At 73.1% G+C, this 18796-nt stretch carries 14 protein-coding genes and 2 pseudogenes; 11 read left to right on the forward strand and 5 right to left on the reverse strand.

The window, feature by feature from the left end:
• Positions 1–12: 12 nt before the first annotated feature.
• From ABZ340_RS05240 to ABZ340_RS05280, 9 genes and pseudogenes are all read left to right on the forward strand, one after another.
• Entirely contained in the window at positions 13–903 is an 891-nt protein-coding gene (locus ABZ340_RS05240) for an FAD-dependent monooxygenase (RefSeq protein ID WP_358780378.1), read from the forward strand.
• Entirely contained in the window at positions 858–1301 is a 444-nt protein-coding gene (locus ABZ340_RS05245; RefSeq protein ID WP_358780379.1) for an FAD-dependent monooxygenase, read from the forward strand. Before ABZ340_RS05240 ends, ABZ340_RS05245 begins: the two co-directional genes overlap by 46 nt.
• A 68-nt stretch (positions 1302–1369) precedes the next feature.
• Complete coding sequence (locus tag ABZ340_RS05250; protein WP_358780380.1) at positions 1370–2869, forward strand: 4-hydroxyphenylacetate 3-hydroxylase N-terminal domain-containing protein; 1500 nt, start codon at positions 1370–1372, stop codon at positions 2867–2869.
• On the forward strand, positions 2856–4295 hold the full coding sequence (locus ABZ340_RS05255) for an MFS transporter (protein WP_358780381.1): 1440 nt from the start codon (positions 2856–2858) through the stop codon (positions 4293–4295). Before ABZ340_RS05250 ends, ABZ340_RS05255 begins: the two co-directional genes overlap by 14 nt.
• A gap of 76 nt (positions 4296–4371) precedes the next feature.
• Complete coding sequence (locus ABZ340_RS05260; protein ID WP_358780382.1) at positions 4372–5292, forward strand: NmrA family NAD(P)-binding protein; 921 nt, start codon at positions 4372–4374, stop codon at positions 5290–5292.
• Between the two features lie 37 nt (positions 5293–5329).
• Positions 5330–5719, forward strand: a pseudogene (locus ABZ340_RS05265) (MBL fold metallo-hydrolase); the annotation flags it as partial.
• 311 nt (positions 5720–6030) lie between these two features.
• The gene (rsgA, locus tag ABZ340_RS05270) at positions 6031–7161 is read left to right on the forward strand and encodes a ribosome small subunit-dependent GTPase A (protein ID WP_358780383.1); all 1131 of its coding nucleotides are present in this window, start codon (positions 6031–6033) and stop codon (positions 7159–7161) included.
• Positions 7162–7271: 110 nt separating this feature from the next.
• On the forward strand, positions 7272–8678 hold the full coding sequence (locus tag ABZ340_RS05275; RefSeq protein WP_358780436.1) for an AlkA N-terminal domain-containing protein: 1407 nt from the start codon (positions 7272–7274) through the stop codon (positions 8676–8678).
• A gap of 89 nt (positions 8679–8767) precedes the next feature.
• Positions 8768–9298, forward strand: coding sequence for a methylated-DNA--[protein]-cysteine S-methyltransferase (locus tag ABZ340_RS05280; protein WP_358780437.1), 531 nt, complete (start codon positions 8768–8770; stop codon positions 9296–9298).
• Here the strand turns inward: ABZ340_RS05280 and ABZ340_RS05285 are convergent.
• Positions 9285–9767, reverse strand: a complete 483-nt coding sequence (locus tag ABZ340_RS05285) for a DUF456 domain-containing protein (RefSeq protein ID WP_358780384.1) — start codon at positions 9765–9767, stop codon at positions 9285–9287. The two genes, ABZ340_RS05280 and ABZ340_RS05285, sit on opposite strands and share 14 nt — an antisense overlap.
• A gap of 69 nt (positions 9768–9836) precedes the next feature.
• Positions 9837–10820: a winged helix-turn-helix transcriptional regulator gene (locus tag ABZ340_RS05290; RefSeq protein ID WP_358780438.1), complete on the reverse strand. Its 984-nt coding sequence runs from the start codon at positions 10818–10820 to the stop codon at positions 9837–9839.
• Between the two features lie 393 nt (positions 10821–11213).
• On the opposite strand from ABZ340_RS05290, the gene ABZ340_RS05295 reads away from it, so the two are divergent.
• Together ABZ340_RS05295 and ABZ340_RS05300 are read left to right on the forward strand one after the other, a co-directional pair.
• Positions 11214–13187, forward strand: a complete 1974-nt coding sequence (locus ABZ340_RS05295) for a protein phosphatase 2C domain-containing protein (protein ID WP_358780385.1) — start codon at positions 11214–11216, stop codon at positions 13185–13187.
• Between the two features lie 139 nt (positions 13188–13326).
• Positions 13327–15069 carry a pyruvate dehydrogenase gene (locus ABZ340_RS05300; RefSeq protein WP_358780386.1) on the forward strand — a complete coding sequence of 581 codons (1743 nt, stop codon included), beginning with the start codon at positions 13327–13329 and terminating at the stop codon, positions 15067–15069.
• 8 nt (positions 15070–15077) lie between these two features.
• Here ABZ340_RS05300 and ABZ340_RS05305 read toward each other — a convergent pair whose 3' ends face one another.
• The 3 genes and pseudogenes from ABZ340_RS05305 to ABZ340_RS05315 all read right to left on the reverse strand — a co-directional run bounded on the left by ABZ340_RS05305 (position 15078) and on the right by ABZ340_RS05315 (position 18414).
• Entirely contained in the window at positions 15078–16535 is a 1458-nt protein-coding gene (locus ABZ340_RS05305) for an NF041680 family putative transposase (protein ID WP_358780387.1), read from the reverse strand.
• Positions 16536–16694: 159 nt separating this feature from the next.
• A pseudogene (locus tag ABZ340_RS05310) lies at positions 16695–17524 on the reverse strand (IS5 family transposase).
• Between the two features lie 44 nt (positions 17525–17568).
• Positions 17569–18414 (reverse strand): hypothetical protein, encoded by an 846-nt coding sequence (locus tag ABZ340_RS05315; protein ID WP_358780388.1) that lies wholly within the window; start codon positions 18412–18414, stop codon positions 17569–17571.
• Between the last annotated feature and the right edge of the window lie 382 nt (positions 18415–18796).

Genomic DNA, 18796 nt, shown 5'->3' on the forward strand with positions numbered 1-18796 from the left:
GGGACTCGTTCCATGAAGATCGTGATCGCGGGCGCGGGGATCGGCGGCCTGACCGCCGCACTGAGTCTCCATACCGTCGGCCTGCACGACGTCCGCGTCCTGGAGGCCGTTGCGGAGATCCGTCCGTTGGGAGCAGGGGTGAACCTGCTGCCCAACGCGGTGCGTGAGCTGGCCGCCCTCGGACTGGCCGAAAAGCTCGCAGACCTGGGCGCCGACCTGTCCGAGCTGGGCTACTACAACCACCTCGGACAGGAGATCTGGCGCGAACCACGAGGCCGGGCTGGCGGCTCCCGGTGGCCTCAACTCGCGCTGCACCGCGGCGCCCTGCAGACAGCCCTCGCCGACAGCGTTCGCGCCCGCCTGGGGGACAGCGCGATCATCACCGACGCGCGTGTCACCGGCTTCACCGTACTGCCCGGCGGGGGCGTGGAGGTGACCGTCGGCCACCGCATCGGTGACCGGCCCACCAGCCGAATACGCGCGGACGTGCTGATCGGAGCCGACGGACTGCGATCCGCCGTACGGCAGGCCCTGTACCCGGAGGAAGGCGAGCCGCGCTTCAACGGCACCGCCGTGTGGCGGGGTGTGACACCCTGTGCGCCATTCCGCGGTGGTCGCTCGATGGTCGTCATGGGCGACGGCCGCTGGAAGGCGGTCGTCTACCCGCTGGCCGTACACCCGGACCCGGACGGCCTGGTTCCGGTGAACTGGGCGGTGTCCCGGGCCGCCCCGGAAGGGCCTGGATCGCCTGGCTCGGTGGCCGCAGACGGTTTCCCGCCGCGGTGGCCAAGTGGCGCTGCGCCGACCTGCGGATGGACGCGCTCGTGGCGGACACCGCGGCGGTCGCGTCCTTCCCCATGCTCGACCGCGACCCCCTGCCCCGCTGGTCGTTCGGTGCCGTGACCCTGCTCGGCGACGCCGCGCACGCCATGGCGCCGATGGGGTCGAACGCGACGACGCAGGCGGTGCTGGACGCCCGCAGTCTCGCCCACGCCCTGGCCACGCACGACGACCCCGTCGCGGCTCTCGTGGCGTACGACCGGGACCGCCGACCGCGGATGAACCGCCTCCAGCTCCTCAACCGTGCCAAGGGCCCCGAGGTCGTGATCGACCTCGTCCACGAGCGGGCCCCGCAGGGCTTCGGGCACGTGCACGACGTGATCCCCGCCGCCCGGCTGGCCCACGTGGCCCACTCCTACGCCCGCGCCGCCGGATTCGACACCGCGTCCGTCAACGCCCCGTCCCCCTACGGCCTCCAGGGCCGGATCCAAGGCTCTCGCACCCCCATACGCGAACGGTGACACCACCGCCCCGCGAACGCACCCGTACTTCCCTCACCCACTCATCGCACGCCTTTGTCAGGAGAGACATGACTCGCAGCGGCCAGGAATACCTCGAATCACTACGTGACGGCCGTTCCGTCTGGCTCGACGGTGAGCTGGTCAAGGACGTCACGGAGCACCCCGCCTTCCGCAACACGGCCCGCTCGATAGCAGACCTGTACGACATGGCACGGGACGCGCGGCTGCGGGACGTCCTGACGGTACGCCCGGAGGGGCAGGACCGGGCGATACTGCGCGCCTACCACGTGCCACGCACCCAGGCCGAACTGGTCGAGCGGCGCAAGGCGTTCAAGACCTGGTCCGAGGCAAGCTTCGGCTTTCTGGGCAGGTCCCCCGACTACATGGCCGCCGGCATCGCGGGTTTCGTCTCGGTTCCGGAGGTCTTCGCGGGTGAGACCTTCGACGGGCGGGACAACCTCGCCGCGTATTACCGGCGTATGGCCGAAGGCGACCTCTACCAGTCGTTCACGATCACCAACCCGCAGATCGACCGCACCAGGGCGGCCAGCGAGCAGGAGGAGGACGACCTGTACGTGCGGGTCGTCAAGGAGCGCGACGACGGCATCGTGGTGCGGGGCGCGAAGATGATCGGCACCGGCGCGGTGTTCGGCGACGAGATCATCGTCGGCACCATCGAGCCGCTGCCGCGTCAGGACGTCGAGTACGCCCTGTGCTTCTCCGTGCCCCTGGACGCCCCGGGACTGAAGTTCATCTCCCGCACGTCCTACGAGGCCCAGGCCCGCAGCGTCTTCGACAACCCGCTGTCCGCGCGGTTCGACGAGAACGACGCACTGCTCGTCTGCGACGACGTCTTCGTGCCCTGGGAGCGCGTGCTGACCTACCGGGATGTCGACACCACCTTCCGGATGTGGTGGTTCACGCCCGCCTACAACAACTTCGTCCACCAGGCCGCCACTCGCTTCTGGACCAAGCTGGAGTTCCTCACCGGCCTCGCGATCCTTGTCACCCGGGCGAACAACACCTACGACCTCCCGCCCGTCCAGATGCAGATCGGCCGGCTCATCGGGTGGCTCAACATCGCCAAGTCGATGGTGCTGGCGGCCGAGACGACGTGCGAGCGGGTCGGCGGCGAGGGCAACGCCGTGCACATCAACCGGGAGATCGCCTCGGCCCACCGGGCCATGGCCGGTGACCTCTACCCGAAGGTGCTGGCCGAGATCAAGATGCTGGCGGGCGGCGGCCTCATCCAGCTGCCGGCTTCCGGCTACGACCTGACGCACCCCGAACTCGGCCCACTGGTGGCCAAGTACGTGCGCTCTCCCGGCACACCGGCCGAGCAGCGCATCAAGCTGCTAAAGCTCGCCTGGGACGCCCTCGGATCCGAGTTCGCCGCACGGCACGAGCAGTACGAGCGCTTCTACCACGGCGCCCCGCACGTCTACCTGCCGGGGATCGTCCGCGACGGCAACCCGGACCTGCTGGCCGCCTTCACCCAGTCATGCCTGGACGGCTACCAGCTGGACGAGGTGCCGGGCGGCACGGGAGGTCCGTATGCCGGCCGCTGACCGCCGACGGGCCCTGGCCCTGCTCGCCTGCACGCAGTTCGTCCTGATCCTGGACACCTCGATCATCAACGTGGCCGCGCCCTCCATCGGGGAGAGTCTGGACATCTCACCCGCGCAGCTGTCCTGGGTGGCCAACGCCTACCTCGTCTCCTTCGGCGGACTGTTGCTGCTCAGCGGCCGCGCCGCCGATCTCCTGGGCCAGCGCAGGGTGTTCGTGACCGGTCTTGCCGTCCTCGCGGCCGCCTCGCTGCTGGGCGCCCTCTCGGAGGACGCCGCCCTGCTCATCGCTGCCCGTGCGATCCAGGGCGTGGGGGCCGCGTTGGCCGCTGCGGCGGCGTTCGCCCTGGTCCTGACGCTCTTTGAGGACGGACCCGAACGCCATCGGGCGCTGGGGGTGTTCGCCGCGATGGCGGGGGCCGGTGGCGCCGCCGGCACCGTCCTCGGCGGCGTGCTCACCAGCTGGCTGGGCTGGGAGTCGACCTTCGCCCTGAACGTGGTGGCCGGCATCGCCCTGATCCTGCCCGTGCCACGGCTGCTGCCGCCCGGCACGTCCGGTGGACGCGAGCGTGGTTTCGACGTACCCGGAGCGGTGGCGGTCACCACAGGCCTGGGGCTGCTGGCCTATGCCGTCGTCAACGCCGGTGAATCCGGCTGGAGTTCCACGCCGACCCTGGTCGCCGGGGCTGCGGCCGTCGTGCTGCTGGCCGCGTTCGTCCTGATCGAACGCAGGGCTCCGTACCCCCTGGTTCCCCCCGCGGTGCTGGGTCGGCCGACGCTGCGGCTCGCCAACGTCCTGGCCGCACTGTGGCAGGTGTCGCTGTTCCCGATGTTCTTCCTGGTGAGCCTGTACCTCCAGGCAGTGCTCGGATACGAGCCGGTGCTCGGCGGCCTCGCCCTGCTGCCCCTGTGCGTGGTCGTCATCACGGTCGCTTCCTTCGCGGACCGGCTGATCGGCCGGTTCGGCCTGCGCACGGTGATGGGCGCCGGGTTCGTGCTGGTGGCCGTCGGCATGGTGTGGCAGTCCCTGCTGTCGGCCGACGGCTCCTTCGTGGCGGACGTCCTGCCGCCGAGCCTGGTGCTGGGCGTCGCCCTGCCTCTGGTCTCCATCACCGCCAACGTCGCGGCCACCCTCGACACCGGTGAGGAGGAGTCCGGCCTGGCCTCCGGCCTCGTCAACACCAGCCTGCAGTTCGGCTCCGTCCTCGGGCTGGCCCTCCTGTCCGGAATCGCCGCCGCACGCACCGGCGCCTCCTCCGCGGCCCACGACGTCGCGCTCACCGAGGGCTTCAGCACGGCATTCCTGGCAGGGGCAGTGCCGGCCGTGGTGGCCCTGCTGCTCACCCTCCGGCTGCGCCTGCCCGCACCGGGGGCCCCGGCTCCGCCGGAAGCGGGCACCGCCGCCGAACACCGGCGCGCCGTGCCCTGATCGCGCCCGGGTCGGCCCGGACCGTCCGGGCCGACCCGCACCGACCGCCCCACCGAACCCCCAAGAAAGGCACGACATGACACAAGAGCACCACAAGCACGTTCTCGTGACGGGAGCCAACGGTTTCCAGGGCGGTGCCGTGGCCCGGTTCCTGGCCGCCCAGGGGCACGAGGTCCGCGGTCTCGTCCGGGACGAGGCCAAGGCCGCGGAGCAGGCGGCCGCCGGGGTGACCCCCGTCCGCGGCGACCTGGGCAGCCTCGACGACCTGCGCGCTGCCTTCCGGGGCGTCACACACGCCGTCGTCGTGATGCCCCTGGAGTACGACCCCGACACGGTGGCGGGCTATGCCCGCAACATCGCCGAGGCGGCACGGGAGGCCGGAGTACGGCGCCTGGTCTACAACGTCAACACCCCGATTCCCGACGAGACCACACCGTACGCGGGGTTCGAGACGCGCCGCCGGGCAGAGGAAGTGCTGCGGGGCGGCGAGGTCCCCGTGGTCGTGGTCAGGCCGCCGGTCTACCTGGAGAACCTCTTCAGCCCCTGGAACGGGCCCGCGATCGTCAACGACGGAGTGCTGGCCTACCCCCTGCCCGCCGAGCAACGCGTGGCCTGGATGTGCCACGACGACCTCGCCCGGGTGGCCGCCCGGGCCCTGGAGGACGACGTGCCGGCCGGGCAGGTGCTGAACGTGGGAGGCGCTGACGTGCTCACCGGCCCTGAGCTGGCGACCGCGTTCGGGCAGGCCCTCGGCCGTGGGATCCGCTATGTGCCGCTGGATGTCGAGCAGTTCGAGCAGGGACTCGCCCAGCTGCTCGGCGCGGAGGCCGCAGCGGGCGTGGCGGGGATCTACCACTACGCCGGCACGGGCCGGGCGGGCGACTTCCTCGCCCCGTCGCCCGCAGCCGTGGAGAGCGCACTGGGCGTGCGGCTCACACCGGTGATCGAATGGGTCAAGGCGCAGCCCTGGGAGCAGTGGGCCCGGCCCGCCCAGTAGCCACGACCGAGGCCGGGACGCGGGCGCGCGCCGTCGCGTCCCGGCCTTCGCCGTGCGCATCGAGGCGGCGGGCGGGTCGCTGGTGTACTCCGGGGACACGGCGCCGTGCACGAACCTCACGGAGCTGGCCGAGGGATGTGACGTGCTGCTGTGCGAGGCCGAGAGCGCGCAGGCGCCGGCCGACGGCGAACAGGTGCACCACACGCCCGAGGACGCCGGTGACACGGCCCGCGCGGCCGGGGCGCGACGGCTGATCGTCACGCACGTCGGCCGCTTCCTCACCCCGGGGCAAGCGGTGGCGCGTGCCTCGGCCCGGTTCGACGGCCCCGTCGACTACGCCGCCCCCGGTGCCACCTTCTCGATCCGCTCGGACCGCTCATCCGACCCGACCGACCCGATCGATCGGGCTGAGGCTGCCCCGGGGTGACGGCACCCGGTGGCCCACCGGGCTCCCGGGTCCCGGGTCCCAGGTCCCCGGGCTTCCTCCGGGACCCGGCCGGAAAAACCACTGGAGCGACCATGGGGCGGTCGGCTACGGTCGCTTCCGAAAAGCAGGCGGCCCGAGCCGCCGTGACCGTTCGTGCGCATGTGAGGAGGTGTCGACCGATGGCTGTCTCTGTGACGGGCGCTGCCCGCATCCGGAAGTTCGTCTCGTCCACCTCCGTGGCCGCCGGCTGACATCTCACCTTCCGCGCCTGTGACGCGCGTGCCGGGGCCACCCATGTGAAGGGTCACCCCTTGTCTTCCTCCTCTTCCTCGTCTTCCTCCTCTTCTTCTCTCCTCGGCTCGTCCTCCTCGCACCCGCTCACCCCGTACGGCTGGGACGCGGACTGGGAGGCCGCGTTCGCCCCGTACGCCGCGCAGGGCCTCCTGCCCGGTCGGGTCCTCCGGGTCGACCGCGGGCAGTGCGACGTCGTCACCGCCGGAGGCGTCGTGCGCGCCGACACCGCGTTCGTCACTCCCCACGACCCCCTGCGGGTCGTGTGCACCGGCGACTGGGCCGCCGTCGACCCGGACGGCAGCCCCCGCTACGTGCGGACGTACCTGCCGCGCCGTACCGCGTTCGTGCGCTCCACCTCCTCCAAGCGGTCCGAGGGGCAGATCCTCGCGGCCAACGTCGACCACGCGATCGTCGCCGTGTCGCTGGCCGTCGAACTCGACCTCGCCCGCGTCGAACGCTTCCTCGCCCTCGCCTGGGAGTCCGGGGCGCAGCCCGTGGTCGTGCTCACCAAGGCCGACCTCGTGCCGGACCCGGTGACGCTGGCGCACCTCGTCCAGGACGTCGAGACGGCCGCCCCGGGCGTGCCGGTGCTGCCCGTCAGCTCGCTGTCCGCGGAAGGGCTCGACGCCCTGTCCGCCGTCGTCTCCGGCGGCACGGCCGTGCTGCTCGGGCAGTCCGGCGCCGGCAAGTCCACCCTCGCCAACGCGCTGCTCGGCGAGGACGTCATGGACGTCCGGGCCACCCGGGACGTGGACGGCAAGGGACGCCACACCACGACCACCCGCAACCTGCTCCTCCTGCCCGGCGGGGGAGTGCTGATCGACACGCCCGGGCTGCGCGGGGTCGGGCTGTGGGACGCGGGCGACGGCGTCGGCCAGGTGTTCGCGGAGATCGAGGAACTGGCCGCCGAGTGCCGCTTCCACGACTGCGCGCACGAGAGCGAGCCCGGCTGCGCGGTCCGCGCCGCCCTCGACGCCGGGGAGCTGTCCGGACGGCGGCTGGAGAGCTACCGCAAGCTGCTGCGGGAGAACCAGCGCATCGTCGCCAAGACCGACGCCCGGCTCCGCGCCGAGATCCGCAAGGAGTGGAAGCGCCGGGGCGCCCAGGGCAGGGCGGCGATGGAGGCCAAGCGCGGACGTCTGCGGTAGGGGAGGCCACCCGGCCGGCCTCGCGCGGCGTCATCGTCGCCACCGTGGTCATCGTCATGTCCGATTTCCGCCAGCCCGGACCACCGGGAGGGCGGAGACTGGACAGCGTGATGGACGAGGACACCAGGTACGAGGCGGTGCGCAGCCGGGACGCCCGGTTCGACGGGGCGTTCTTCTTCGCCGTCGAGACGACCGGCATCTACTGCCGGCCCAGCTGCCCGGCGGTCACGCCGAAACGGCACAACGTGCGGTTCTTCGCGACGGCCGCCGCCGCGCAGGGCTCCGGGTTCCGGGCCTGCCGGCGGTGCCGTCCGGACGCCGTGCCGGGCTCCGCGGAGTGGAACGCGCGCGCCGACGTCGTGGGCCGGGCCATGCGGCTGATCGGTGACGGCGTCGTCGACCGCGAGGGCGTCGCCGGGCTCGCCGCCCGCCTCGGCTACAGCGCCCGGCAGGTGCAGCGGCAGCTCACCGCCGAGCTGGGCGCCGGGCCGGTCGCCCTGGCCCGCGCCCAGCGGGCGCACACCGCGCGCGTCCTGCTCCAGACCACCGGCCTGCCCGTCACCGAGATCGCGTTCGCGGCGGGGTTCGCCAGCGTGCGGCAGTTCAACGACACCGTCCGCGCCGTGTACGCGGCGACCCCCAGCGAGCTGCGCGCCGCCGCGCCCGGGAACGGCCGGGCGGCCCGCCGCACGCCGGCCCCGGCCGTCGGCATCCCGCTGCGGCTCGCCCACCGCGGCCCCTACCAGGCGGGCCCCGTCTTCGACCTGCTCCAGCGGGAAGCCGTCGCCGGCATCGAGGAGGTGACCGGCACACCGGGCCGCCGCGTTTACCGGCGCACCCTCCGCCTCCCGCACGGCACCGCGATCGCCACCGTCCACGAACGCCCGGGCGCCGCGCGGACCGCCCCGCGGGGCGCCCACCCCGGCGGCTGGCTCGACGCCCGGCTGCACCTCACCGACCACCGCGACCTGACCACCGCCGTCCAGCGGCTGCGGCGGCTGTTCGACCTCGACTCCGACCCGTACGCCGTCGACGAGCGGCTCGGCGCCGACCCCCGGCTCGCCCCGCTGGTCGCCGCCCGCCCCGGGCTGCGTTCACCCGGCGCCGTCGACCCCGAGGAACTCGCGGTGCGGGCGCTGGTGGGGAGCGCGGAGGCCGCGCGGCTGGTCCAGCGGTACGGCAAACGGCTGGACGCCCCCTGCGGCAGCCTCACCCACGTCTTCCCCGAACCGGCCACCCTCGCCGCCGCCGAGCCCGACGGCCCCCTGGGCGCGCTCACCGCCGCCCTCGCCGACGGCACCGTACGCCTGGACCCCGGGGCCGACCGGGACGACGCCCACCGGGCCCTGCTCGCCCTGCCGGGCCTGGACACCCGTACGGCCGCCGTCATCCGCGTCCGCGCCCTCGGCGACCCGGACGTGGCCCCGCCCGGCGCGGACGTCCCCGACACCTGGCGCCCCTGGCGCTCGTACGCCCTGCGCCACCTGTGCGTGGCAGGAGAGTGGGAGTTCCCGTGACCATCGACACCGCGTCCACCGAGACCATCATCTCCGAGGCCGGCATCGACGAGGCCGGTGTCACCGAGGCCGGCATCCCCGAGACCGGCATCCCCGAGGCCGGCGTCACCTACTGGACCGCACTCGACAGCCCCGTCGGGCGGCTCCTGCTCACCGCCGGCCCGGACGGGGCGCTCACCTCCCTGTCGGTCCCCGGCCAGAAGGGCGGGCGCACCGTCCAGGAGGACTGGCGGCGCGACCCCGGGCCCTTCCGCGCCGCCGCCGAGCAGCTCGCCGCCTACTTCGCCGGGGAGCTCACGGAGTTCCGGCTGCCGCTGCGCGCCGAGGGCACCGCCTTCCGCACGCGCGTGTGGGACGCCCTGGACACCGTGCCGTACGGGACGACCACGACGTACGGCGAGATCGCCGCGCGGATCGGCGCCTCCCGGGCCGCGGTCCGGGCGGTCGGCGGCGCGATCGGCGCCAACCCCCTGCTCATCGTCCGGCCCTGCCACCGGGTGATCGGCGCCAACGGCTCCCTGACGGGGTACGCGGGCGGGCTCGCGTGCAAGACGCGGCTGCTGACGCTGGAGGGTGTACTCGGCCGGGCGGAGGTTCCCGCCGGGGTCAGCCCGCGATGACCGCCCCCAGCCACGCGGCCGCCACCAGCAGACAGGCGAACAGTTCCGCCAGCACGCTGGAGCCACCCGAGCGCATCGCCGTGCGCAGCGACGCCACCGCCTCGCCGTGCCGGCCGAGCCGCAGCCGTTCGGCGAGGTAGATGCCGCCCATGAAGCCGGGGATCGCCCCCACCACCGGGATCAGGACGAACCCGAGGAAGGCCCCGGCGCCCGCGAACACCGCCAGCCGGCGGGTGGCGCCGCTCGCGCGCAGCCGCCGGGGCGGCAGGGCCCAGCGCACCGCCTGGGAGAGCAGCAGGACGACGGTGGCCCCCACCAGCACGCTCCACGCCACCGGGCGGGGGTCCGTGAGCGCCCACCACAGGACACCGGCCCACACCAGCCACGAGCCGGGCACTCCGGGCAGCAGCACTCCGCACAGCCCGAGCAGGATGACCAGGCCGGCCAGCAGGAGTTCCACCACTCCCATCCCACCAGAGTGCAGGAGGACGGCGGCGCCCGCAGAACCGGCACGGCGCGCGGGTCCCGGACGCGGCGGTCAGCGCTCCCGGGCCACCCAGCCCCGCTCGTACGCGTGCCAGCCCAGCTGCAGCCGGGTCGTCACCCCGGTCAGCTCCATCAGCCGCTTCACCCGGCGCTGTACGGTCCGCAGCCCCAGGTCGAGCTGTTTGGCGACGCTCGCGTCGGTCAGGCCGGCGAGGAGCAGGGACAGGATCTCCAGGTCGGTGGGGTCGGGGCCGTCCGGTTCCCGCTCGGTCACCCCGGACGCGCCGAGCCGCAGCGGCAGCGCGTCCCGCCACACCGACTCGAACAGGCCGCGCAGCAGCTCCAGCAGCCCGCTGGCGTGGACGACCAGCGCGGCGGGCTCCGCGCTGCGCGCGGTGAGCGGTACCAGGGCCAGCGACCGGTCGGCGACCACCAGCTTGGTCGGCACCCGGTCCACCACCCGCACCTGCTCGCCGCGGCCGAGCGCGGCCGTCAGCTCGGTGATCCCGTCCGGCAGGTCCAGCACCGCCCGCTCGACCACGACCCGGTAGCGCACCCCGCGCCCGGCCGCCTGCTCCTCGGCGTCGTTCTCCGTGCCGGAGACGGCCATCGGATGGCCGGTGACCAGCGCGCACACCTCCTCGCTCGCCCCGAGCTGGAGCTGGAGGAAACGCTGGGCGACCGCCGCCGCGCCGGTCACCACCTCGACCAGGTCGTGCACCGCGGGCTCGGCCGCCGCCGCCCGGTACTCCTCCGCCAGCAGCGCCGCCGCCAGCTCCGCCTTCTCCAGCTCGTGCCGCTGCCGGGTGAGCAGCGCGCCCAGCGCCACACCCGGCGGCGCGGCGACCCAGCGGCCGGGCCGTGCCGAGGACTGGGCCGCGAGTCCCTGCCGTTCCAGCCGGCGCAGGGCGCGCTCGGTGGCCTGCTCACCGAGCGCCAGCCGCCGCGCGAGATCGGGCACGTCGGCGGCGCCCACGGACACCAGCGTCCGGTACGCCGCCTCGTGCGTCTCGTCCAGCCCCAGCACTCCCAGCATCAAGCGCCGCCCCTCCCTGAACCCGACCGAACCCGGCTCGCCCCGCCGCCCGTGGCGGAAAACGGCCACGGCGCAAACCCGCCTGCGCACATCATCGCCGTACCGCCCGTCCCTCTGCCAAGGTGGGGGCGCCGCGGCCCCGACGTCCGTCCGCCGAGCCCGCCCAGGGTCCGGGGCACCGGGCCGCTCCGGCGTCGCCGGGCGGTTCTTCCGTGGGGGGTGGAGCCGCCCGGCGACCCTCGCCGCATCGCCGCATCGCCGTATGACTGCATCGCCGTATGGCCGTATGGCCGTTCGGTGCCTCACCCGCCCCGGTGGTCCCGCCGGTCGCGGTCCGGCGCAATTTCCGGATGCCCCGTTTTCCCACGGCTCGCGCGGTGGACAATCAGGGGCATGAGCCAGCAGGGGGGAAGGCCCACCGGTCACGAGGACGACTGGTGGGGGCAGTTGTACGACGACTCCATCGGCGACACCGGCCCCACGGCCGCGGCCGATTCCCTGGACGACCGGTTCACCTCGGCGGCCGAGACGGTGGGGGAGGCGGACGCGCCACCGGCGGACAGGCCACCGTCGGACAGGCCACCGTCGGACGCGCCATCGGCGGACGGGCCACCGGCGGACGGGCCACCGTCGGACGCGCCATCGGCGGACGGCGCGGGCCGGTACGCAGGCTCGCGCGCCCCCGCCGATCCCCTCATGCCGGACGCCGCCGCCCGGCCGCCGGGCACCGCGGACGGCGTCCCCGCGCCCCGCGCCGGGGACCGACGCGTCGGCGACCCCGAGGACGCCGCGCACCGCGCCGGTCCGCCGCCCCCGCGTGCCCCCTGGGAACCCCCGCCCGCCATACCCACCGGCCCCGTCGTCTTCCCGCCCGGTACCGGACCGGGGCCCCGCCGGCCGGCCGAGCCGGGCCCCGCGCAGACCCCGCCCGCGGACCTCCCGGCCTCCCGCAGGCCGCCCGCCCCACCCGCATCCCCACCGGCAACCCCACCCGTGCCCCCGTCCCCACTCGCGCCACCGCTCCCGTCCCCATCCGCGCCACCGCCCCCGCCACCGCCTCCGTCCCCATCCGCGCCACCGCCCCCACCGCCGCCTCCGTCCCCGTCCCCGTCCCCATCCGCGCCACCGCCCCCACCGCCGCCTCCGCCCTCGTTCCCGCTCCGTTCCCTGTCCCCTTCTCCCTCGCCTTCTCCCTCGTCCCCTCCCGCGTCCCCGCCCGAGGCCCCGGCCCCGACTCCCCCCGCGCCCGAGCCGCTCTCCGCCCGGCATGGCACCCCCGGCGCCCCGAGCGGCCCCCCTCCCGCCGCACCGGCCGCGCCCCCGCCCCGCGACCACGTCGGCTCCGGTCCGCCCACCTACGACCCCGAACCCACCGCGCTGCCGTCCGCCGACCCCGACAGCCTGGACGACCTGGTCCCGGACACCGTGCTGGACGGCGCCCACTACGGGACCTGCACCCTGCGGGCCGTCTCCCTGCGCGGGGACTCCCCCCGGTTCCGCGGCGAGCGGCGCCGCGACGCACTGCTCACCGCCCGCTTCGGCGCGGGCGACCGGACGCTGATCCTGGTGGCGATGGCCACCGGGGCCCGCGCCACCCCCGGGGCGCACCGGGCCGCCGCCGAGCTCTGCCGCTGGATCGGCCGGGCCGTCGGCCGCAGCCACCCGCGGCTGCTGACGGACCTCCAAGCCGCCCGGCGCGGCGACCTGAAGTCCGGCCTGCACCGCCTCACCGACCGCAGCCTCGGCAGGCTCCGCGCCGGCGCCACCGAACAGGGCCTCGCCCCCGACGCGTACGCGGCCACCCTGCGCTGCCTGCTCCTGCCCGGCGACCCCGACTGCCGTACGCGCGTGTTCTTCGGCGTCGGAGCGGGCGGGCTGTTCCGGCTGCGGGACGGCGCGTGGCAGGACATGGAACCCCATGCCGCCGATGCCACCGATATCGCTGATGTCGCTGATATCGCCAATGTCCCCGGATCGCCCGGCACCTCCGGCGCCCCTGACACCCCTGGCACCCCTGGCACCCCCGGCATCGGATTCGGCCCGCTGCCGGAGCGGGCTCCCGAGGGCGACCGGGTCACCCTGGACCTGGGCGTCACCCCGCCGCCCGGCCCGTACGGGGAGTCCGCCGGACCGCCCCGCGAGCCCTTCCGCTTCCGCGTCTCCGTCGCCCGCCCGGGTGATGTGCTCCTGATGTGCACCGCCGGTCTGGCCGAGCCGCTGCGCGGCGAGGAAGAACTGCGCGAACACCTCGCGCGGCGCTGGTCCGGTCCCACCGCGCCGGGCCTCGCCGCGTTCCACGCCGATGCCCGGGTCAGGGTGAAGGGGTACGCCGACGACCGTACGGCCGCCGCCGTGTGGGAGGCGTGACGGCGCTTGCTGTGGATTCATGGGACCCAGGGAGCCCAGGGGACCCAAGGGACCTCAGGGGCCCCAGAGAAACCCGGAGCACCCCGGAGCAACCCGGAGCAACCCGAGGACCCAGCGGACCGAAGGGCACACCACAGCCATGGCCAGACAGAACGTCGCGGAACAGTTCGTCGACATCCTCGCCCGCGCCGGAGTCCGGCGCCTGTACGGCGTCGTCGGCGACAGCCTCAACCCCGTCGTGGACGCCGTGCGCCGCCACGCCGGCATCGACTGGGTGCACGTGCGGCACGAGGAGGCCGCCGCCTTCGCCGCCGGCGCGGAGGCGCAGATCACCGGCGAGCTGACCGCGTGCGCCGGCTCCTGCGGACCCGGCAACCTCCACCTCATCAACGGCCTGTACGACGCCCACCGCTCCATGGCCCCCGTCCTCGCCCTCGCCTCGCACATCCCCTCCAGCGAGATCGGCCTCGGCTACTTCCAGGAGACCCACCCCGACCGGCTGTTCACCGAGTGCAGCCACTACTGCGAAATGATCTCCAATCCGCAGCAGATGCCGCGGGTGCTGCGGACCGCCGTCCAGCAGGCCGTCGGCCGGCGCGGCGTGAGCGTCGTCTGTCTCCCCGGCGACATCGCGGGCGAGCCCGCCCCGGAGCGGGCCGCCGACACCGCCCTGGTCACCTCCCGGCCCACCGTCCGCCCGGGGGACGACGAGATCGACCGGCTGGTGCGGCTGATCGACGACGCCGACAAGGTCACCCTGTTCTGCGGCAGCGGCACCGCGGGCGCGCACGCCGAGGTCATGGAGTTCGCGGAGAAGATCAAGTCGCCGGTGGGGCACGCGCTGCGCGGGAAGGAGTGGATCCAGTACGACAACCCGTTCGACGTCGGGATGAGCGGGCTGCTCGGTTACGGCGCCGCCTACGAGGCCACCCACGAGTGCGACCTGCTGATCCTGCTCGGCACGGACTTCCCGTACAACGCCTTCCTGCCCGACGACGTGAAGATCGCCCAGGTCGACATCCGGCCCGAGCACCTGGGCCGCCGCTCCCGGCTGGACCTCGCGGTGTGGGGCGACGTGAAGGAGACCCTGCGCTGTCTGACCCCGCGGGTGAAGGCCAAGAAGAGCCGGCGCTTCCTGGACAAGATGCTGAAGAAACACGCGGACGCGCTGGAGGGGGTCGTCAAGGCGTACACGAAGAAGGTCGACAAACACGTCCCCCTCCACCCCGAGTACGTGGCGGCGGTGCTGGACGAGACGGCCGACGACGACGCGGTGTTCACCGTCGACACCGGGATGTGCAACGTGTGGGCCGCGCGCTACCTCACGCCCAACGGGCGCCGCCGCATCATCGGCTCGTTCTCGCACGGCTCGATGGCCAACGCGCTGCCCATGGCGATCGGCGCCCAGCTCACCGACCGGCGGCGGCAGGTCGTCACCCTCTCCGGCGACGGCGGGTTCTCCATGCTGATGGGCGACTTCCTCACCCTCGTCCAGTACGACCTGCCGGTGAAGGTCGTCCTCTTCGACAACTCCTCCCTCGGGATGGTGGAGCTGGAGATGATGGTCGCCGGGCTGCCCTCTCACGGCACCGCCAACAAGAACCCCGACTTCGCCGCCGTCGCCGAGGCATGCGGCGCCTACGGCGTGCGCGTCGAGAAGCCCAAGCAGCTCGCCGGGGCGCTCAAGGACGCCTTCCGGCACAAGGGGCCGGCCCTCGTCGACGTCGTCACCGACCCCAACGCCCTGTCCATCCCGCCGAAGATCAGCGCCGACATGGTCACCGGTTTCGCCCTGTCCGCCTCGAAGATCGTCCTGGACGGAGGGGTCGGCCGCATGCTCCAGATGGCCCGCTCCAACCTGCGCAACATCCCGCGCCCCTAGCTTGATCTTTAACCTGTGCGGCGAGGGCGTGGGTTGGTCGACTTCTTGCTCCGGGACGTGGTGGTGCCCGTCTTGCGGGGTGTGTGGACGTCGTGTCGTGGGGTGGGCCGGGTGTTCTTTCGGCCGGGAGGTCGTCCAGGCCCGGGGCGCGTGGGTTTCGGTGCCCCGGCCGGGCAGGCGGCCTTCGGGCGGATGTGCCGGAAGTCGCGGCGGACACGTGCCGGGGTCAGCCTGTCTGTGGAGACGGGCCTCTCCCATGGGCGATGCCGGTCGGCTGCGAGTGGCCGGGCCAGTCGTAGTTGGGTGTAGGCGGCGAGGATCAGCCAGGTCCAGCGGTCGGCCGCTTCGGGGGTACGGATCTTTGGACAGGTCCAGCCGAGAGTCTGCTTGAACAGACGGAAGGTGTGCTCGATGTCGAAACGACGCAGGTATGCCTGCCAGAGCCGGTCGCTGTCCGCTGCGGTGACGCCGATGCCCGACCACCACAGCCAGACCGGCTTCGGGGTGGCTCCGCTGGGCAGATGCTCGATGTCCAGGCGGATCACCGTCCCCTCGACGATCGGGAGGGTGCCGTCGGCCGCGGCCCAGGACGAACGGTGGGTGAGCTTGGGGTGGAGCCGGTCCCAGGACCGGGAGGTGGCGGTGCCGTAGAGGCGCGTGTCGGTGACAGTGTGGGTGTCCGGGGTGCCCCAGGTGTCGGGCTGCCCGAAGACGAACTCGCCGCCGTGCCGGGGCGGCCGTCCCGTGGTGTGAGGCTGCCTGGGTGGTGCGGCCCTGCGCAGGACACGGTCCGAGCGCATCCGGGCCAGCACCTGCACCGGCAGATCCCGCAGGAGGTGGGCCAGGCGCGGTGCGTCGTATCCGGCGTCCGCGATGACGAGGACGTCCGGGTCGCCGGCCTGCCACTGCCCTGCGGTGATCAGCCGCTCGACCAGTTCACGCAGCTGCCGGGCGGTGACGGTGGCGGTGTCGTCCCCAGGTGCCAGGCGCAGTGCGTCCAGCGGTGCGGTCCACGAGCTGCGGCCGGGCTCCAGCGCGCAGACGATGGAGTAGGGCCAGCCGGGGACGGGGATGTGCTGATCTTTGCCGCGGCCGTAGGTGTGACACAGGATCCGCTGTGGTGAGGTGTGGGCGTCGGGCCGCAGCCAGCAGGTGACATCGACGGCCAGGACCAGCCGGCCATCGGCCGCCCGCGGCAGCGGCACCGCGGCCAGGGCCTGCCGCATCCGGTCCGCGTCGACCCGGCCCTTTGAGACGGCGGCGTAGAGCCCTCCGTGCCCACGGCGGTGTTCGCCCACCAGCGACAGCTCGGCCAGCGATCTCACCGGCCCGTCACCGCACAGAACCGCGTCGGCCAGCTCGAACAGAGCATCCGAACGAGCTGTGAGACAGGAATAGAACTCGCCCCGGAAGCGTGACAGTTCGGCCAGCGGCTCCTGCCGGACATTGTGATGCAGCAGACTCATCCTCACGGCCTTCGTACTGGACGTGTGTGTTCCTTGGCTGGAGCACATGTTCAGACGAAGGCCGCTTCCGTGTACGGCGGATACCGAACCGAGTGATCAAGTACGACGCATCGTTCGACGGCGCACGTTAAAGATCAAGCTAGGGGCTGTCTTCAAATGTCACGCCCACATCAGCAGCGATGCGAGGGTGACGGCTGCTTGGTAGGACTCGGCGGTCTTGTCGTAGCGGGCAGCGATGCCGCGCCACTGCTTGAGGCGGTTGAAGCACCGTTCGACGACGTTGCGCCGCTTGTAGAGCTGCTTGTCGAAGACCGGCGGGCGCCCGCCACGGCTGCCGCGCCGGAGCCGGTTGCGGACCTGGTCGGCCCGCTCGGGGATGGTGTGGCTGATGCCCCGGCGTCGCAGCCAGGTCCGGATGGCCCTGGAGCTGTAGCCCTTGTCGCCCAGGACATGGTCGGGCCGCACACGGGGCCGTCCCGGGCCGATGCGGGGCACGCGGATCTGCTCCAGCACGGCGGTGAACTGCGTGCAGTCGTTGGTGTTCCCGCCCGTGACCGTGAAGGCGAGCGGGCGACCAACGGCGTCGCAGGCCAGGTGAATCTTGCTGGTCAGTCCGCCTCGGGAGCGTCCGAGGCCGGGGATGCGGAGCCCTCTTTTCGGGCCCCGGCGGCGTGCTGGTGGGCGCGGACGACGGTGGAGTCGACCGACACCAGCCAGTCGATGTTCCCGGCCGCGTCCGCCCGCGCCTGGGCGGCACGGAGCATCCGCTCGAAGGTGCCGTCCAGGGCCCAGCGGCGGAAGCAGGTGTGGAGCGTGTGCCACGGACCGTACCGCTCGGGCACATCCCGCCAAGCGGTGCCGGTCCGGAACTTCCACACGATCCCGTTGAGCACGGTGCGGTCGTCCAACCGCTTCCGCCCTCGCAAGGACTCGGGCAGCAACGGCCGGACGAACTCCCACTCAGCATCGGACAGCTCATGGCGACGTATCACCCAATCATGATCCACCACTCAAGATCATTTGAAGACACGGCCTAGTTGTGCTCTTCGTCGATGGTGATGGCGGCGCCGTTGTCGAGCATGACGGCGACCCGCACGCCGCCCTTCTTCGCCGCCGCCTCGAGCTCACCCTCGGTGCAGCGTTTCATCTCGCCCCCGGCCTCGCCGCAGATCCAGCCGTTGCCGTTGATGGTCGTGGCGGTGGCGCTGTAGAAGGAGATGGTGTTCCCGTCGCCGTCGCGCAGGGAGTACTTGCCCGGGGCCAGGTAGCCGAGTTCCCCGGAGCGCAGGCCACTCGGCTTGCCGGTGTCCGAGTCGCCGCCGCTGCCGCTGCTGGAGTGGTCCTCGACGATGCTGACGGCCGTGCCGTTCTCGATCTTCACTGTGGCGGAGACGCCCTTCTTGGCCGCGGCCTCGAGCTCCTGCTCGGAGCAAGGCGTGGCGGCCTGGCCTTCGGCGTCGCCGCAGATGTCGCCGGCACCTTGGATGTCGGTGTCGGTCGAGGTGAAGAACGCCTGCTTGGTGTCCTTCAGGTCGGAGACGGTGTACTTGCCGGGCGCCAGGTAGGAGACGGTGCCGAACCAGGTGCCGCTCACGCCCTTGCCCTGGGACGTGCCCTTCGAGCCGCTGCCGGCTTGCGACTCCGCGCCGTCCGCGGAGCCCGAACCGGTATTGGCGGCCTTGTTCTCCGCGCCGTCCGCGGAGCCCGAACCGGCATTGCCGGCCTTGTCCTTCGCGTTCGAGGCCGCGGTCGACGACGACGCCGAACCGCTCGACTTGTCGCTCTCGTCCGCGCCTCCCTGGCAGGCCGTGAGCAGAGTGGCCGTGGCCATCAGGGCGGCGGCGGTGAGGACGGCCTTGCGGCGGTGGTTGTGAAACATGATGTGGTTCCCCCGTTGCATGCGCAGTCGGTCGGTCGGCCGGCCGGGCTGTGTCCTTGTTCGATCTTGAGCCTGCCTGATCAAATGTGTTCGGGGGAAGCGCGGTTACGAGGTCATGACGATCCCGGCGTGCCCCTGAGACACCGGAACATCCTGCGCTGATCGGGAAGGGGAGCTCAGCGCTCTCGGTAGTCGGGGCACCAGGGCGTGGGGTCGTTGTCGCGGAACTGGGCCGGTAGGGGTAAAGCGACCGGTGGTGAAGTCTCCCAGGGTGTGCAGGCGTAGGTGTACTGCTCCTTGCCCGTCACCAGCCACCCGCCGCCCCTCGCGCCGCTGTGGCAAGGGGCGGAGTTCGGCCAACTTCGTCACCGGCGGCCCGGCA

This window comes from Streptomyces sp. NPDC006134, from assembly GCF_040628835.1.
GTDB lineage: Bacteria > Actinomycetota > Actinomycetes > Streptomycetales > Streptomycetaceae > Streptomyces.

Excerpts from the sequence above, each read along its gene's own strand:
- ABZ340_RS05240 (WP_358780378.1), top strand. The coding sequence starts at position 13 with ATGAAGATCGTGATCGCGGGCGCGGGGATCGGCGGCCTGACCGCCGCA.
- ABZ340_RS05245 (WP_358780379.1), top strand. The coding sequence starts at position 858 with ATGCTCGACCGCGACCCCCTGCCCCGCTGGTCGTTCGGTGCCGTGACC.
- ABZ340_RS05250 (WP_358780380.1), top strand. The coding sequence starts at position 1,370 with ATGACTCGCAGCGGCCAGGAATACCTCGAATCACTACGTGACGGCCGT.
- ABZ340_RS05255 (WP_358780381.1), top strand. The coding sequence starts at position 2,856 with ATGCCGGCCGCTGACCGCCGACGGGCCCTGGCCCTGCTCGCCTGCACG.
- ABZ340_RS05260 (WP_358780382.1), top strand. The coding sequence starts at position 4,372 with ATGACACAAGAGCACCACAAGCACGTTCTCGTGACGGGAGCCAACGGT.
- ABZ340_RS05275 (WP_358780436.1), top strand. The coding sequence starts at position 7,272 with ATGGACGAGGACACCAGGTACGAGGCGGTGCGCAGCCGGGACGCCCGG.
- ABZ340_RS05285 (WP_358780384.1), bottom strand. The coding sequence starts at position 9,767 with ATGGGAGTGGTGGAACTCCTGCTGGCCGGCCTGGTCATCCTGCTCGGG.
- ABZ340_RS05290 (WP_358780438.1), bottom strand. The coding sequence starts at position 10,820 with ATGCTGGGAGTGCTGGGGCTGGACGAGACGCACGAGGCGGCGTACCGG.
- ABZ340_RS05295 (WP_358780385.1), top strand. The coding sequence starts at position 11,214 with ATGAGCCAGCAGGGGGGAAGGCCCACCGGTCACGAGGACGACTGGTGG.
- ABZ340_RS05300 (WP_358780386.1), top strand. The coding sequence starts at position 13,327 with ATGGCCAGACAGAACGTCGCGGAACAGTTCGTCGACATCCTCGCCCGC.
- ABZ340_RS05305 (WP_358780387.1), bottom strand. The coding sequence starts at position 16,535 with ATGAGTCTGCTGCATCACAATGTCCGGCAGGAGCCGCTGGCCGAACTG.
- ABZ340_RS05315 (WP_358780388.1), bottom strand. The coding sequence starts at position 18,414 with ATGTTTCACAACCACCGCCGCAAGGCCGTCCTCACCGCCGCCGCCCTG.